This window comes from Allobacillus sp. SKP2-8, from assembly GCF_007559355.1.
GTDB lineage: Bacteria > Bacillota > Bacilli > Bacillales > Alkalibacillaceae > Allobacillus > Allobacillus halotolerans.
Genome location: NZ_VMHF01000001.1, coordinates 549337 through 565097, shown reverse-complemented (window position 1 = coordinate 565097; position 15761 = coordinate 549337). Strand labels below are relative to the sequence as shown.

15 protein-coding genes, 1 pseudogene and 1 riboswitch are annotated in these 15761 nt (G+C 38.1%); of the genes and pseudogenes, 8 read left to right on the top strand and 8 right to left on the bottom strand.

All coding sequences use genetic code 11. From position 1 onward, the window contains the following. The first annotated feature begins 88 nt into the window (after window positions 1–88). Both FPQ10_RS02875 and FPQ10_RS02870 read left to right on the top strand, forming a co-directional pair. The gene (locus tag FPQ10_RS02875) at window positions 89–1297 is read left to right on the top strand and encodes a M24 family metallopeptidase (RefSeq protein ID WP_144160202.1); all 1209 of its coding nucleotides are present in this window, start codon (window positions 89–91) and stop codon (window positions 1295–1297) included. 44 nt (window positions 1298–1341) lie between these two features. Beyond that, a complete protein-coding gene (locus tag FPQ10_RS02870; protein ID WP_144159923.1) occupies window positions 1342–2550 on the top strand; it encodes a cystathionine gamma-synthase family protein in 1209 nt (402 codons plus the stop codon). A gap of 66 nt (window positions 2551–2616) precedes the next feature. Here FPQ10_RS02870 and FPQ10_RS02865 read toward each other — a convergent pair whose 3' ends face one another. Genes FPQ10_RS02865 through FPQ10_RS12910 form a run of 3 tightly spaced genes read right to left on the bottom strand, consistent with a single transcriptional unit; the run spans window position 2617 to window position 3492 of the window. Continuing rightward, window positions 2617–3018: a thiol-disulfide oxidoreductase DCC family protein gene (locus tag FPQ10_RS02865; RefSeq protein WP_255439638.1), complete on the bottom strand. Its 402-nt coding sequence runs from the start codon at window positions 3016–3018 to the stop codon at window positions 2617–2619. A gap of 18 nt (window positions 3019–3036) precedes the next feature. Continuing rightward, the gene (locus tag FPQ10_RS02860; protein ID WP_144159917.1) at window positions 3037–3336 is read right to left on the bottom strand and encodes a TIGR04104 family putative zinc finger protein; all 300 of its coding nucleotides are present in this window, start codon (window positions 3334–3336) and stop codon (window positions 3037–3039) included. A 12-nt stretch (window positions 3337–3348) separates the two neighbouring features. Continuing rightward, the gene (locus tag FPQ10_RS12910; protein ID WP_186278509.1) at window positions 3349–3492 is read right to left on the bottom strand and encodes a hypothetical protein; all 144 of its coding nucleotides are present in this window, start codon (window positions 3490–3492) and stop codon (window positions 3349–3351) included. 197 nt (window positions 3493–3689) lie between these two features. After that, window positions 3690–3795, top strand: a riboswitch (TPP riboswitch). A gap of 83 nt (window positions 3796–3878) precedes the next feature. Between FPQ10_RS12910 and thiT the strand changes: the two genes are divergently transcribed. Both thiT and FPQ10_RS02850 read left to right on the top strand, forming a co-directional pair. After that, on the top strand, window positions 3879–4448 hold the full coding sequence (thiT, locus tag FPQ10_RS02855) for an energy-coupled thiamine transporter ThiT (RefSeq protein WP_246569205.1): 570 nt from the start codon (window positions 3879–3881) through the stop codon (window positions 4446–4448). A 161-nt stretch (window positions 4449–4609) separates the two neighbouring features. Then, window positions 4610–5086, top strand: coding sequence for a glutathione peroxidase (locus FPQ10_RS02850; RefSeq protein WP_144159914.1), 477 nt, complete (start codon window positions 4610–4612; stop codon window positions 5084–5086). Between the two features lie 162 nt (window positions 5087–5248). Here FPQ10_RS02850 and FPQ10_RS02845 read toward each other — a convergent pair whose 3' ends face one another. Then, window positions 5249–5902 carry a hypothetical protein gene (locus tag FPQ10_RS02845; protein WP_144159911.1) on the bottom strand — a complete coding sequence of 218 codons (654 nt, stop codon included), beginning with the start codon at window positions 5900–5902 and terminating at the stop codon, window positions 5249–5251. 162 nt (window positions 5903–6064) lie between these two features. On the opposite strand from FPQ10_RS02845, the gene FPQ10_RS02840 reads away from it, so the two are divergent. Further along, entirely contained in the window at window positions 6065–8467 is a 2403-nt protein-coding gene (locus tag FPQ10_RS02840) for a penicillin acylase family protein (RefSeq protein ID WP_144159908.1), read from the top strand. A 154-nt stretch (window positions 8468–8621) separates the two neighbouring features. Here FPQ10_RS02840 and FPQ10_RS02835 read toward each other — a convergent pair whose 3' ends face one another. After that, complete coding sequence (locus FPQ10_RS02835; protein ID WP_144159905.1) at window positions 8622–10094, bottom strand: methyl-accepting chemotaxis protein; 1473 nt, start codon at window positions 10092–10094, stop codon at window positions 8622–8624. Window positions 10095–10290: 196 nt separating this feature from the next. Here FPQ10_RS02835 and FPQ10_RS02830 point away from each other — a divergent pair, with 196 nt between their 5' ends. The 3 genes from FPQ10_RS02830 to FPQ10_RS02820 all read left to right on the top strand — a co-directional run bounded on the left by FPQ10_RS02830 (window position 10291) and on the right by FPQ10_RS02820 (window position 12806). Then, complete coding sequence (locus FPQ10_RS02830) at window positions 10291–10818, top strand: HD domain-containing protein (protein ID WP_144159902.1); 528 nt, start codon at window positions 10291–10293, stop codon at window positions 10816–10818. A 68-nt stretch (window positions 10819–10886) separates the two neighbouring features. Then, window positions 10887–11312: a YwpF family protein gene (locus FPQ10_RS02825; protein ID WP_144159899.1), complete on the top strand. Its 426-nt coding sequence runs from the start codon at window positions 10887–10889 to the stop codon at window positions 11310–11312. A 129-nt stretch (window positions 11313–11441) separates the two neighbouring features. Beyond that, window positions 11442–12806 (top strand): TrkH family potassium uptake protein, encoded by a 1365-nt coding sequence (locus FPQ10_RS02820; RefSeq protein ID WP_144159896.1) that lies wholly within the window; start codon window positions 11442–11444, stop codon window positions 12804–12806. 231 nt (window positions 12807–13037) lie between these two features. Here the strand turns inward: FPQ10_RS02820 and FPQ10_RS13275 are convergent. The 3 genes and pseudogenes from FPQ10_RS13275 to FPQ10_RS02805 form a co-directional block, all read right to left on the bottom strand. Beyond that, window positions 13038–13115 (bottom strand): annotated as a pseudogene (locus tag FPQ10_RS13275) (YjcZ family sporulation protein); the annotation flags it as partial. A 189-nt stretch (window positions 13116–13304) separates the two neighbouring features. Beyond that, a complete protein-coding gene (locus tag FPQ10_RS02810) occupies window positions 13305–14513 on the bottom strand; it encodes a S1C family serine protease (protein ID WP_144159889.1) in 1209 nt (402 codons plus the stop codon). Window positions 14514–14525: 12 nt separating this feature from the next. After that, window positions 14526–15680, bottom strand: a complete 1155-nt coding sequence (locus FPQ10_RS02805; RefSeq protein ID WP_144159886.1) for an FxLYD domain-containing protein — start codon at window positions 15678–15680, stop codon at window positions 14526–14528. Between the last annotated feature and the right edge of the window lie 81 nt (window positions 15681–15761).

Sequence of the window (15761 nt, the reverse complement as noted above, 5' to 3'; positions counted from 1 at the left end):
CCTGGGCGGTAATACAATAGAATAAGAGTTATTATTTAAATATTCTAAATATAAAGCGCTTTCATTTAGAAGGGAGGAAAAGACCGTGTTGACGTTCGAAGTAGGAGAGTACCTGAGAAGATTAAAGAAAACAAAACATCAAATGGAAAAAGAAGGTATAGAAGTTTTGTTGGTGACAGACCCGGCGAATATGAATTATTTAACAGGTTATGATGCATGGTCCTTTTATGTGCATCAAATGCTAATCGTTATAATCGACGAACCACAACCAATATGGATTGGTCGGTATATGGATGCTAATGGTGCGAAACGTACGACCTGGATGCATGATGAAAATATTGTTTCTTATCCGGATTATTTCGTGAATTCACATCAATTTCATCCAATGCAGTACATTGCAAAGCTTTTAACTCAGTTAAAACAAGAAAAGCGCGTGATTGGTGTAGAGATGGATCAATATTATTTTTCAGCAAAATGTTATACGACATTACTTGAGCATTTGCCAAACGCAACATTTAGAGACTGCACCTCTATGGTGAATTGGGTTCGTATCATTAAATCCGACCAAGAGATTGAGTTGATGCGACGAGCGGGGATGCTGGCAGAGCAAGCCATGCAAGCAGGTATCAACGCAATTCACACAGGATCAAGAGAATGTGATGCAGCAGCGACAATTTACTATGAATTGGTTAAAGGGAGAGAAGAGTTTGGTGGGGATTATCCATCGATCGTACCGATGCTGCCCACAGGAGATAAGACATCGGCACCTCATTTAACTTGGTGCGATGATTATTTTGAGGAAGGCAATGCCGTCATTATTGAACTTGCTGGTTGTCATAAGCGCTACCATACTCCATTGGCAAGAACGGTATTTCTCGGTAATCCAACTGATCGCCTAAAGAGACTTGATGAAATTGTACAGGAAGGTATAGAGAGTGTTTTACAAAAAGTGAAACCAGGAGCCTATCTTGAAGAGCTGGAAGAAGCTTGGATTGAGTCAACACGGAAATATGGGATTGAGAAAGAATCTCGTTTAGGTTATTCAATTGGATTAAATTATCCGCCAGATTGGGGCGAGCATACTGCAAGTATTCGTAAAGGTGATCGGACAGTCTTGGAGCCAAATATGACATTTCATTTTATACCTGGATTATGGTTCGATCAAGATGGTATCGAGACGAGTGAATCCTTCCGTGTGACTGAAAACGGTGTTGAACTGCTGACGAATTACCAACGAGGACTTATTCAAAAAATACCTTTTCATTTTCCTGATGATACAAAAGGAATTATTAGTTAAGTTAGCAATGAATGAATATAGATATTAATTAAGGAGGAGATTATATGACAACATTCAAACCAGGAACGAAAGCCTCATGGTCAGGGGAAAAGGATCAGTTAGCCTTTGGTGCGACACAGGTGCCCATCGTAAATAGTGTTTCTTTTGGTTACGATGATATGAATGAGTGGTATGAAATTGCAACTGGGCAACGAGAGGGTCATATTTATGGCCGGAACACAAATCCTACAAATCAAGCATTTGAGGATAAAGTAAAAGACTTGGAAAATGCTGAGGCAGCCACTGCTTTTGCTTCAGGTATGGCAGCAATTTCAAATACGCTATATACATTTCTACGTCCTGGAGATCGAGTCGTTACTATTAAAGATACGTATGGTGGAACAAATAAAATTTTTACAGAATTTCTCCCAAATATGGGTGTAGACATTACGTTTTGCGAAACTGCGGATCATGAAGAGATGGAAGCGGAAATTGCGAAAGGCTGCGATCTTGTTTATTTAGAATCGCCGACAAATCCGACACTGAAAATCATCGATATTGAACGCATGGCGAAAGCAGGTCATGAAGTCGATGCACTGGTTGTCGTGGATGGAACATTCGCATCACCTATTAATCAAAATCCATTAGAGCTCGGTGCGGATATCGTTCTTCATAGTGCAACGAAATATTTAGGTGGACATTCAGATGCAATGGGTGGAGTCGTCGCAGGCAGCAAAGAATTAGTCGATAAGATTTATCACTACCGTGAAATTAATGGGGCGACAATAAATCCTCATGCAGCTTATTTATTATTGCGCGGAATGAAAACATTGCATTTGCGCATTCGTAAACAAAATGAAAACGCAATGAAAGTTGCAGAGTATTTAAAAACATCCGAATGGGTAACCGATGTGTTTTATCCTGGCTTGGAAGATCATGTCGGCCATGAGATCGCAAAGAAACAGATGAAAGGCTTTGGTGGAATGCTAAGCTTTAACGTCCGAGGTGGCGTTGAGACGATGAATAAATTTTTGCCGAAGTTAAAGTTAGCGAAACGGGCAGCAAGTCTAGGGTGTGTGCAAACTATTATCGGACCTCCACGAGTAACAAGCCATGTTGAATGTACGCCAGAAGAGCGTGCAGCGATGGGCATTCCGGAGGGCTTGATCAGGTATTCAGCAGGTATTGAAGACCCAGAAGATCTAATAGCTGATTTAGAGCAAGCATTTCAAGCATTGCCGGAAGAGCTTCTTACTGCAGAGGTGAATGAATAGACAGTTTGATTAATTGACGAAAAAAGCAGTTCAACGAAGGGAATGAGTCCTCTCTTGAACTGCTTTTTAATTTGATTTCATTAAGAATTTCCGTTCGTTTTCGGGAGTTGGTAGCATACATGTATCTTGACGTCCGAACCATTGATAACGATGGTGGGCGATACATGTATAGGCTTGATCACGAAGCGGTCGTGGTAAAAGTCTTAACAGATACAAATAATTCCAAGGTGCAGGGAGATGTTTCGCAATGCGGAGGGCTGCGGTAGATGTTGTATAGATTCGACCTGATTCAATAAGAACAATGCTATCTATATTTTTATTGTTTAATTGCTGCATCACTTTTCTGCCTAAATCACTTTGTAATGAAGCAAAACGGAATTGGTCCTGTGAATCCCGGTTGATTAAAAATTGGACGGCTCCGTTACAAAGGTTACAAACGCCATCGAATAGAATAATGGATTTATTCACTGAGCAATCCTCCATTCATCACCACAAGGGTTCTTCATGATCGCTAAGTTCAAACAAAAAGGGCATGGCTAAGTAGTAACCAATGAGAAAAGCGAATAAAAGAGGGATGGCTATTGTTAGAGGTACGTCAAAAAAACCCAAAATAGAAACGACAAAGGCACTGATAAATGCATAAAACATTCCTTTTTTTCTACTCCTTGCCGTGAAATAATTTGTTTTTGCACAATGTGGGCATCGTTTTCCAACACCTGTACTGGAAGCCATCCCCAAAGCTTCTTTATAGGTATATTCATAGCCACAATGTTTACATTGAAACATTCTATTCGCTCCCTATTTAAATAGTTTCCTCAGCAATTTCCCAGAACCTTTACCTGCAACACGCCTACCGACCCGTTTTCCTACACGTCCTTTTCTAACAGCATCGACATCATTCCAAATGCGAAGGAATTTATAAATTTTTGATTTTAAAGACATACGCCCATCTCCTTTATATTGTCATCAAGCGCACTAAAAATAAATATTTTCATTAATATCTTGAATAACGATATACTCTCTATCTTAAGTATACATCGTTTGTTGAATTTTCCCAAGAAAGCAACGTGGTTGGTCAGACCACCTTGAAGTTATATCTATTGTCAGTTATAATTAAAGTAACAAAAAAAGTGAATCGACAAGACCACAGGGGGAGCCAATGAGTTGGCTGAGATTGAGTGCGATGCTCTAAACCCTTTGAACCTGTTAGTTAGCACTAGCGTAGGGATGTGGCTTCAATGGTGCAATGCTGGGTGACCCATAATGAAGCCTCCCTAGGATTGCTTTTTTTGTTGTCTAAAAAGAGAAACAGAAGGGGAGGAATTATTATGAATCATAAAACATTGATGTTAGTGGAAATCGCGATCTTAACTACGTTAGCGTTTCTGCTCGACACGATACCAGGATTGCAATTTACCATTTGGCCTCAGGGTGGATCGGTATCATTTGCGATGATCCCGGTTTTTATTATTGCATTCCGTTGGGGGTTAAAAGCAGGACTTGCCTCCGGATTAATCTTTGGCGTATTGGATTTATTATTTGGAGGAACAGTAGTCCATTGGTTACAAGGATTATTGGATTACATTGTTGCCTTCGTTGGACTTGGGGTTGCCGGTGTGTTTGCTAGCGGCATCAGGAAAGGCCTAAGTAATAATGATCATACAAAAGTGTCTATGTTAATTATTCTCGGGACATTTATTGGCATGGCTATTCGGTTTATCGCACACTATTTAGCAGGGGTAATCTTCTTTGCTCATTTTGCGCCGGAAGATCAACCCGTATGGCTTTACTCATTAGTATATAATTCAACCTATTTAATTCCAGGTTTTATTTTATCTGCTATCATCATCATTATGCTCGTTATATCCAGACCACAACTTGTAGTACGCACAAGCTAAATGACAGAATATCCCTTTCCCAGCAAAGGGATATTTTTTATACCTATTATAGGTACCGTTCAAATAAGAACCTCTTAGAAAAATGGATTAGAATATTTGTTTCGTCGATGGCATGTACGTATAATTAACTGTAGAAGTCATAACAATGGAGGTTTAGAATCGTGAATACAGTGTATGATTTTTCCGTTGAAAAAATGAGCGGTGAGACCACAACTTTAGAGAACTATTCGAATCAAGTGATGTTAATCGTTAATACAGCAAGTAAATGTGGCTTTACGAATCAATTTGAGGGCCTGCAAAAGTTATATGAAACTTATCAAGATCAAGGTTTCGTCATCCTTGGATTTCCAAGTGATCAATTTATGAATCAAGAATTTGAAGATCAAGATGAGATCCTGAATTTTTGCCAAACGAATTATGGTGTATCATTTCCGATGCACACGAAGACAAATGTGAAAGGTAAAGAACAACATCCATTATTTCACTATCTAACGGAAGAAAAGAAAGGAATGCTTGGTGGCGAAATCAAATGGAATTTCACGAAGTTTTTAGTGAATCGTGAAGGAAAAGTCGTTGAAAGATACTCGCCTCAAACAAAGCCAGAAAAAATCGAAGCAGACATCAAGAAATATCTATAAGAATTGTAGCATGAGTTTTCGTTTTAAACGGCTTATGTACAAGTTGACCATACTTGAAGAAATCAACGAAATTCACCAAAAATATACCCCAGTTGGATAAGCTACCCTTTCCAACTGGGGTTTCTGTTGCGATAGATTAAATGATTTGATGGAAGATCAATATTAAAAATCTTTGTTGATATTTTTATCTTTAAAGAATAAAGCTTGCTCTGAAAACGATAACGTAAAGTGACCGCGTTTAATAGATAATTCATCTTTCATTTCGTCTATGATTTGTTCCAACGCATCTTCATCGTTATCCTTTTCTCCTCTGGAAAGAGTGAGACGAATAACTACGCCTGTATCTTGTCCCTTTAATGAAGGGATATCATCGTGGGATATATTCAGTTGCTCACCTACGTCTTTTGGATATGTCATCCACAATTCTTTAATAACGTCCTTCCCAAAGCTTTCCTTCAAACGAGGCATTAAGAAATCTTCTAATTCTTCTTCCCATACTTCAGCAACGTAACTGTCCGTGTATTCACCTGTTTCTAGATGAGAATAAACTAAGAATTGGAAATCTGGATCTTTGACCGGCTGTACAATCGCTGCATAAGAGAATTGTTCATAAATAGAAGCATTATCATACATGACGTCAACGATTTCCATTTCATCCGTAAAATGTTTATCTAAATAATCAGTAGCTTCCTCTCTAACCTTTTTTATATGTTCAGGATCTTTTTGTAGTCCGAAATAAGTAGCTGCGACGATTAAAATAATTAATCCTAGCAAGAAGATACCGATTACTAAAAAAACCTTATTTTTATTACTCAATTCATCACCTCAGTTTTCTTGAGAGTAATATTACTCTTCCGCTATCTATTATATAGAGGGGAAGGTGGTGAGTAAATGCAATTCCTCAAAAGTACAAAAATTTGTTAATTAGATAGAATTTTTGTAATATTATATCTATATAAGATTAAAGGGGGAAAGGCTATGAAACATGCGATTCAATTAGAGTCAATGGACCAAAAGAAAAAGATGAATAAGTGGTTAAAATGGACACTCATCATTTTGGCGATTCTAGCTGTCATCATAATCGGTTTGCTAATTTACGTAAACGCTTACATCGATCGGTCACTCGCACAGACAGAAGGGACAGTTTCACTGAATGGTCTGGAAGAGGAAGTGACGGTTGTATATGATGAGGTGGGCGTCCCACATATTCAAGCAACAAATGATTTAGATTTATTCTATGCTCAAGGCTACATAACAGCACAGGATCGAATCTTTCAGATGGAACTATCGAGAAGGCAAGCATCTGGACAGTTAAGCGAAGTCATTGGTGAAAGTATGGTTGAGCAGGATAAATATTTTCGGACATTAGGCTTGCGGAGAGCTGCAGAGAAATCATTAGAAATATATGATGAAGAATCACTGAATGTATTACAAGCATATGCAGATGGAGTAAATGCATATATCGAACAAATGGAAACGAATAATTCTATGCCTGCTGAATTTAAACTAGCAGGTCTGAGTGAAATTAGAGAGTGGACGCCATTGGACTCACTGACAATCGGAAAATTCATGGCCTTCGATTTAGGTGGGCATTGGGAACGGCAAGCATTTAATTATTATTTGATGAACCATTTCGATGAAGAAGTCGCTTATGAACTATTTCCGACTTACCCTGAAAATGGACCGACTAATATTTTGGAAGAAGAATACGTCGATGTGACTGCCAGTCTCTCGAAAGCAGTTATGCCACATGAGTTCAATGGAAGTAATAACTGGGCAGTGAGCGGGGAAAAGACGAAATCCGGTTCGCCATTATTATCAGATGATCCGCATTTAGGTTTATCGACACCTTCCATTTGGTATCAAAGTCATTTAGAGTCACCTAACTATAATGTTTCTGGCGTTATATTCGCAGGAGTGCCAGGTATCATCCTAGGGCATAATGACCATGTTGCATGGGGAGTTACAAATGTTGGCCCTGATGTACAGCAGTTATATTTGGAGCGAAGACATGAAAATGACCCAGCAAAATTTGAGTATGACGGGGAGTGGTATGAGGCGGACGTCATTACGGAAACCATTCACGTTGATGGTCAAGAATCAATCGACTATGAAGTAACTGAAACCATTCACGGGCCGGTCATATCAGAGTTTGCCAATGGAGTCGAAGAAATAGAAGGAGATACTGTGTTGTCGGTTGATTGGACAGCTCTAGAAGCTACAACAGAGTTGAAAGCTTTATTGGAGTTTAACCAGGCAACCAACTGGAAAGAATTTGAGAAAGCTTTAGAAGGGTTTCATGCACCAGCCCAAAACTTTATTTTTGCTTCTAAGGATGGAACGATTGCTTATAAGGCAAATGGCAAAATACCAATCTATGAAAACCCAGATGATGCCCTATTGCCGATGCCTGGTTGGGATAGCCAGTACACATTAGATGAATTCATCCCATTTGATGAACTCCCAACAGTAGTAAATCCGGATAAAAACTTCATTGCAACAGCAAACAACAAAGTCATTGATGATTCGTATCCATATCATATTAGTCATGTATGGGCACAGCCTTACCGTTATTCACGTATTGAGGAGTATTTAGCATCAAAGGATGATTTGACTGCAGAAGATATGATGGAACTTCAAATGGATCAGAAAAATAAACAAGCAGAGTTATTTGTTCCCATATTTTTAGATGTTCTTGGCGACCAAGCTGATTCGCCGGCGGAAGAGCAAGCGATCAAAATATTAGCCGACTGGGACTTTGAAGATCATAAAGATGAAGCGGGTCCACTTATATTCCATACAATGTTGAAAAAAATCGAAGAAAATTTATACGCTGATGAAATTCCTGAAGAAGTACGATCAATGTTCAAGGGAATGGGCCAAACAACAGACCAACTGATTCTTCAGTCTTATGATGGAGAAGAGTTACATTGGATTGAGCAAAATGGAGGATTGGATCAATTGCTTTCCAATTCTTTCAGCGAAACCATTCAATATCTTACAGATGAATATGGTGAAAGTTTGAATGAGTGGAAATGGGGAGACTATCACCAGATCTATTTTGCACATAATCTTTCTGGCATTTCCTTCTTAGAACGATTTTTCAATCCTGATCCACCACAACCACTCGGTGGAAGTGGAGTCACTGTTATGGCAGCAAGAGGAAAAGAAGATGGGATAGTTAACCATGGAGCAGGCTGGCGATTCGTGAACGATTTAGCTGATCCAAATTCAGGCTATCATATTGTGGGTCCTGGCCAATCAGAGCATTACCGAAGTGATTATTATCAGAATCAATTAGATGATTGGATTAAAGGCAATTATCATGAGACGAGGATCGATAATTACTCAGGTGATCAACTTACATTGGAGCCTAAGTAGAACAATTCGATAGTATGCAACAAAATTTCATAAAAGAAATTAAAGCCCGAATGATTTATGCGTAAAATAAATCGTTCGGGCTTTTTGTTTGATTGGTGATCCGTCAAAACACTTCAATATCTCTTTTGTCTTAGCTCTCTTTTAAGTTCTCCTGCTAAGCACGTTGATTCAATTCGTGTAAAGCTTGTGTCGTGCGCTTGATCTCTCCGTGTAACTCTTCGTTCTGGTTCGCTTGATTTTGAACGGTAGCACTAATCTCTTCCACAGAAGCAGTCGATTGCTCTACAGTTGATGAGAAATCATTCATGGAATCTTCTATGAGTCTTGCATGATCATTGACTTCATCGGCTAATTGTCTAAAGCTTTTCATTTGGTCCATCAATGTATTGGCATTTTCAGAAAATGAACCGAATAACTCACTATTATCAGTAATGGACTCGATGTGTTCTTTCATTTGCTTATCAATATCATGGATTTGTCGATCGGTTGTTTCATTGGAAGCCCTCATACTTGTTAAGTTGTTTGAAATTTGTTTAGCCGTTTGCTCTGTATGATCTGCCAGCTTACGAATTTCTTCTGCAACAACAGCAAACCCTCTACCATGCTCACCTGCACGAGCTGCTTCAATCGAAGCGTTTAATGAAAGCAAGCTTGTTTGTTCAGTAATATCTTGAATAGATTGAATAAATGATACAGATGAATCCACTTTATCACTTAATTCGTTAAAAGCCGCCTTCATTTCTCCAACACTTGCTTGGAAAGTTCTCATTTCATCAACGAGTTCAAATGATTCGATTTTACCCTTTTCAGCTTTCGTTTTCGTTTCATCTGTTTCCGCCTCAATGCGATCTAAATCACCAACCATTTTTTCTAATAACATCGAAGTTGTACCAATGGACTGGTGAATATCGGAAATTGTTCCTGCTTGTGATTCAGTACCTGTTGCAATTTCTTGGATGGCTCGGTTCATTTCATTTAACGAATCTTTTTGGGTGTTGGATTGCCATTCAATCCCGTCCATACTTTGTTGGATTGTTTTCGTCTGTTGCTCAATGAGTTGATTTTGTTTTTGTTCCTTCTGGAATGCTTGTTCATTACTGGCTTGGAGTTCTTCCAATGTTTTTTGATTTCGAGATGTAATGACAAGCTGTAACAGCAAGACAACGCTTGTCAGTGTAAAAATCAATAACGATGTTGCATAGTCGAATAAATAAGTCTCCCCATGTATATAGATAAACGTTATGAATAATCCAATACTTAGTGTGAAACCAAATAAGAAAACGGGTAAAGATAAATAGAAAGAACTAGTGATCAATAAAAAATAAATCAAAGCGGCTGTTTGTCCTGATGTTGTTGCGAGAATTAAAATTGTTCCGATAATCATAGCAATCCCTGAGATCAGTATGTAAGGTACAACGTTAGATAGCTTTCTGAGATAGACGAGAGTTGTGACGAGTAATAAGGTAATTAGGCTGCCAATCAAAATGGTTAGAATAACGAGTTTCGTTTGTCCAATTAAATAAGTCACACCTGTGCCAAGCACCATAGTGACAAATAGAAAAATAATGGATAATCGGTTCTTTAAGTGGAGTGTATCTGAGACGATTGTTTGAGCCGTATTTTCCATATTTTCACCTCCAAAAAAACAGTATTTACTCTATATATCGGTTTGTTTAAAAAAATAAATAGGAATTTTTGAAAATTTATCAAGTTATTTTAGGGAAAAGTAAATGAATTCGACTAGAGAATTATTTAGTTTAGGAAAAATCGCCAGCGTCATTAAATTATGGTATATTAATGTTTAAAATTAGGAGGAGATGCCAATGGGCTATGTTACGCTAGTCGATATTTTTAAACATCCAATCACTCAAAAGTATTTGAGACGTTCAGGTGTTCATCATGCTGTTAAGGTAACAGAAATTGCCTGCCGCCTTGCAACCGAACGAGAAGAAAATCCAGAACTTGCCACGAAGGCCGCATTACTACATGATATGGGTCATTTTGAGTGGTATAGAGAAGGAAAATGGGATTATGAAGAATATCGAAAACACGATATCCATGCAATTAAAGGGGCAGAACGAGCTCATAAATTATTGATTCGATTAGGGGAGAACAGAGTAAAGGCCAAAGAGATTGCAATTGCAATATTATTACACACCGACTCTTATTTACCGTTTTCTGTAAAGGAATTTCGTACACCCCTACAACAAATCATTTATGAAGCGGATGAAATAGATGAGTTGCCAAAAGGTGGACATCATTATTTGAAAATGGAGAGAGAAGAAGCAATCGAGCGATTAGCAATCATCGACAAAAAAGTTCAGAGAGCAAACAATAAAAGTGCAATCTAACCAATAAAAGCTTTTCTATTCCCATCGTATCTTATATAATGAGGTTAATTTGAGGAAAGGAAGATTGCATGAAAACATTTAAATTAATCTCCCTTACAACATTGGAAAAACTAGGCGACGAGCTTCAAAATAAAGAAATTGAGTTTTATGAAGGCTTGATCATTGACCGTGAAATTGATAGAGATCGTTGGCTAGTGGAAGGCTATATGTCTAAATCTTATGAAGACTTTTTCAGAAGTAAGCTGGACAAGGATCGTGAAATTGTTTTTCAAGTACGAATCACGAAGACTGAAAACCCAAAAGCGACACTAGTTGGGAAAGTGGAAGCGATTGAAGAAGTAGATGATAACATCAGCGTCATCATCATTGGCAATATGGTAAATCGTGAGCGTGAATTAGTTGAGCAAACGTTACAAGATTTAATAGAAGCCGGCTATCAAGGTGAACAATTATTGATTAAATTCAAAGAAAAAAATCAAGAGAGCATTTTATAATCCCTAATCTGGAGGAAAGATCCAGTTAGGGTTTTTTGTCCTATTTGTATAAACGCCCGCTAGAATGAATCTGTTGAAGTTCATTCTTTAGCATGCAAAGGGTTGATGCCGGTAAAAGGAGAACGTATCATGAATCGAATTAAACAAAAAAAATCATTATTAGACAGACTAACAGTTGTACAACTTATTTCAATATATTACTTCGTTGCCGTATCTGTAACCGTATTGCTTCTTTCACTGCCAATTGCTCAAAAAGAGGGTGCGGATCTAAGTTTCATGGATGTTGTTTTTACAGCTACCAGTGCAGTAAGTGTTACCGGGTTGACCGTCGTGTCGACAGCTGATTCATTCTCCGTCTTCGGTATATTTGCGATTGCGCTTGCACTCCAAACTGGTGGATTAGGTGTTATGGCATTGGGTACGTTAATTTGGATCGTCCTCGGTAAAAAAATAGGCTTTAAAGAACGGCGCCTTATTATGACAGATACAAACACAAAGTCTATCTCTGGGATTGTTCGCTTAGTCAAAGAAATGTTTTTTGTCATTTTAGGCATCGAGTTCATTGGTTTCCTAACCCTTGGCACATATTTTATGACGTATTATGATTCCATCTGGGAAGCTTTTTATCATGGGTTTTTTACGGCAATCAGTGCAACGACCAATGGTGGTTTTGATATTACAGGTGCTTCACTCATACCTTATCAAAATGATTATTTTATTCAGTTCATTGTTATGTTATTAATTATCTCTGGGGCAATCGGATTTCCAGTATTAATCGAAGTGAAAGAGTATTTGCAAGTACCAAGAGAAGAACGCAATATGAAACGATTTTCATTATTTACTAAATTGACTTCGTTAACGTACTTTGTTTTGCTCTGTTTTTCCTTTGTCGTCGTATTGCTATTAGAGTTTAATCATTTCTTTGCAGATAAGAGCTGGCACGAGACGATATTTTATGCTCTCTTTCAGTCGACTACCGCAAGAAGCTCTGGATTAACGACATTGGATATCAATGAGTTTACCGAACAAACTCAATTGTTCTTATCCTCAATGATGTTTATTGGTGCTTCGCCAAGTAGTGTTGGTGGGGGAATCCGAACAACCACGTTTGCTTTGGTCATTATTTTTATTTTACAGTTTGCCAGAGGCCGGTTCAGGTTGAAAATCTTTGGAAGAGAAATTGAAGAGGAAGACTTATTCAAAGCGGTCGTCGTCACATTTTTGGCATTGCTGATGACATTTATTGTCGTTACGATCGTACGGGTTATTGAGCCTTTTTCATTAATCAGTATAATTTTTGAGGTGACATCGGCATTCGGAACAACAGGTCTATCGATGGGGATCACACCTGATTTGTCGAATGTAAGTAAGACATTATTAATGGCCTTGATGTTCATCGGAAGAATTGGAATCTTAACCTTTCTTTTCTCACTTAATCGAGACCGTCAAGAATCATCTTATCGCTATCCGAAAGAAAAGATTAATATTGGTTAGTGTTGGTTTATAATCGAGAGATCTTAACTAAAATTATAAATAGAGAATGTGTGCAGATATCTGATCAGAATAATCGATTGGATGCCACTTCATCTGTCGGATAATAAACAAATTGCTAGCGCTAAAGAGAGTACGGAACTTCAGTTAATGGGTGAAAATACAAAACGCCGATCGTTTTAGAAAACGATCGGCGTTTTTCATATTTTCAGATTCAAAGTTTTGTTCATTCAATTAGCAATAAAACGCAGCACCAACAATGATTAGCAAAATAAATAGTACGACGATTAACGCGAAGTTGTTGTTATATCCGCTACCACAGTTATTGCCTCCATATCCGGCTGGACTTACAAAGTTATTTTGGCATCCGCAGTTGTTGTATCCTCCGAATCCATGCATATCATTTCACCTCCAAGTTATTCATGTACTATATTCCTATGTCACGATTGAATAACTGGGAAGGGACAATGACCTAGTTTTTAATAATTTTCATTTAAGAAATTATTCATCTTTTGATTGATCATCATCTTCTTCGCTATGCTCTGTTTTTGATAACAGTTCTCTCTGTAAATTGAGAATCTTTAGTTGGTCGTTTTCATATCCGATGGTAAAGTTTGTACGATAATGATGTGTCTCTTGAACTTCTTCGTTTTGTAATATTTGATGATCGGATAGGACAGTCACTGAAGCGTTCTTATCCTTAGTAATTTCTATTTCAGTATCTGAGCGTTTAATCTCACCGGATACAACGTATAGTTCACGGAATTCTGGATATGAGTATTCGACTTGTTCTTCACTACCTAATAATGAATATGCCGTAAAGTAATCCCGTAAATTCAGGGTCTCATAAAAATAATCAATTAAATATTCAACATCGGTCAATAATTTGTCATCTGTTACATTTAGAAAACCATTTGGGTCGCCATCGTAATTTAACTCTTCGTTATTTGCGGTATCTGACCACATCAACAACCGATCATACACTTGAGAGATCGGAATGCTGAAGCCCATATCACCTTCAGACGTGGCAGCTGAATTGATAGCGATTACTGTACCTGTATCTCTATGAATCAATGGACCTCCGCTATTCCCAGTTGATATGTCTGCAGTGATCTGATACAAATTATTATACTCATAATCCGAACCATCAACAGTGAAACTACGATTCTTTCCTGAAATCGTTCCGATCGTGACAGTGTTTTGAAATCCATGAGGACTCCCGATAGCAATGATATTATCACCTGTATTTGGTTTTAATCGAGTATTAATCTCCAAGCCGCCGTTATTTGCTAATTGGGGTACTCGGATTAAAGCGATATCATCACGCTCACCGATTCCGATAATTGCTCCAACATAATTTTGCGCATCAGAGGTTTTTACATACACTTCTGAGGCATTTTGAACGACATGGGCATTCGTCACCACATCGCCTTTGTCATTGTAAACAAAACCGGAACCAATGTTTTGGCCGTAAGGGCCGGTTGTCTCGATTTGTACGACGTGTTTTTCAGCATCGTGAATAATAGTCTGTAGATCTTTAGTCTGATCTGAATCTTGATCTTCATTGTTGACGACATCTACCAAATCAGAAGAGACACCAAGTGCTTGCTCCTGCCATTGGTCATAATAGATGTAATACAGAGAGAGACCCGTGACAAGTAAGAGGACTGTAAGAAAGACAGGTAGAATTATTCTTTTGGCTCGGTACATCGGATCACTTCCTTATTCTTCATCCAGAAACCATGAAACTTGGTTAATTTCAATGGATACTTTATCAGGCATCTCATAGTGGATGTATTCAAATTTGCCCGTCTCATTCGGATAGAGTGTTTCTCGATATAAAAATGTTTCATTTTCAGTCAATAATTCATCGTTTTCATCGTATAACGAATAGTTCACCGTAACCGATTGGATGGGTACAGTCGCCACACTCTTGATTTCTCCTTTGACGACGATATCACCATACTCATCAGGCTTCGCTTCTACTTTGACAACTTCTACGGCATTGTTTTTGTTCTGGTCTTGTTCCAATTCATATTGACTTAATGCTTGTTCAATACGTTTTTGTTGCTCTGTTTCAAATGCGACTTTTTGCTTTTCAATCGTCGATTTTAAGTTTTTTAAACGTTCACTTTCAGGTATATACCGTAAGCCTTCTTCCACAATGTTAAGAGCTGTTGTGAATTGGTTGTCTTGGAGGTTTTCACTTGCTCGGGAAAAAGTATCATTAATAAATCGATCTTCCATCGATTGTACTAATTCTTCTGATTTATCTGCCTTAATGGAATGAATTTGCCATAACAATATCTTTAATTCATCAATTGTCGGATTTTCGCTAAACTGTTGTTTAATTTGTGCGATTTGAACTTCATTTCGTTTAGAAATAATCCGGTCTAATAGTCGCTGAGTCACTTCACCTTTATAGGGTATCAATTGATCCTCTGCTTCTTGTGCTAGTTGCAGTCCATCTTGAAATGCTTGATCCTCGATCAACTCGTCGATGGATTGGAGTTTTGATTCCACTTTAAGGGCTACCTTCATAAACTCCTTAGCAGTTTCAGCCGCTTGGAAATTTGTCTTTAAAGACCCAGCTTTTTCAAACGCTTCTAATGCTTGAGAATAATGACCTTCTTCTGCATGCTGGATACCTGTTTGGTAAGCTTCTATGGTTTCGCTATTTTGATTCTCCAAATAAAAATGAATAATGATACCGCCAGCCAAAATAACGGATAACGTAATGATCGGTAATAACCACCAACGGTTAAACCCATCTTCTTTCCGTATTCGTTCCTTTACATCAGGAATCTCAGCGCCACAGACGAGACAGAATCGTTCATCTTTTTCGGTTTGTGTGCCGCATTTTGTACAATATTTCATTCAATCACCTGTCGCTCGCCTTTCATTGATCTATTAACTCCATTTTAGCATAGTTTCTCGTGAATAATTGGTGAAGTTCGT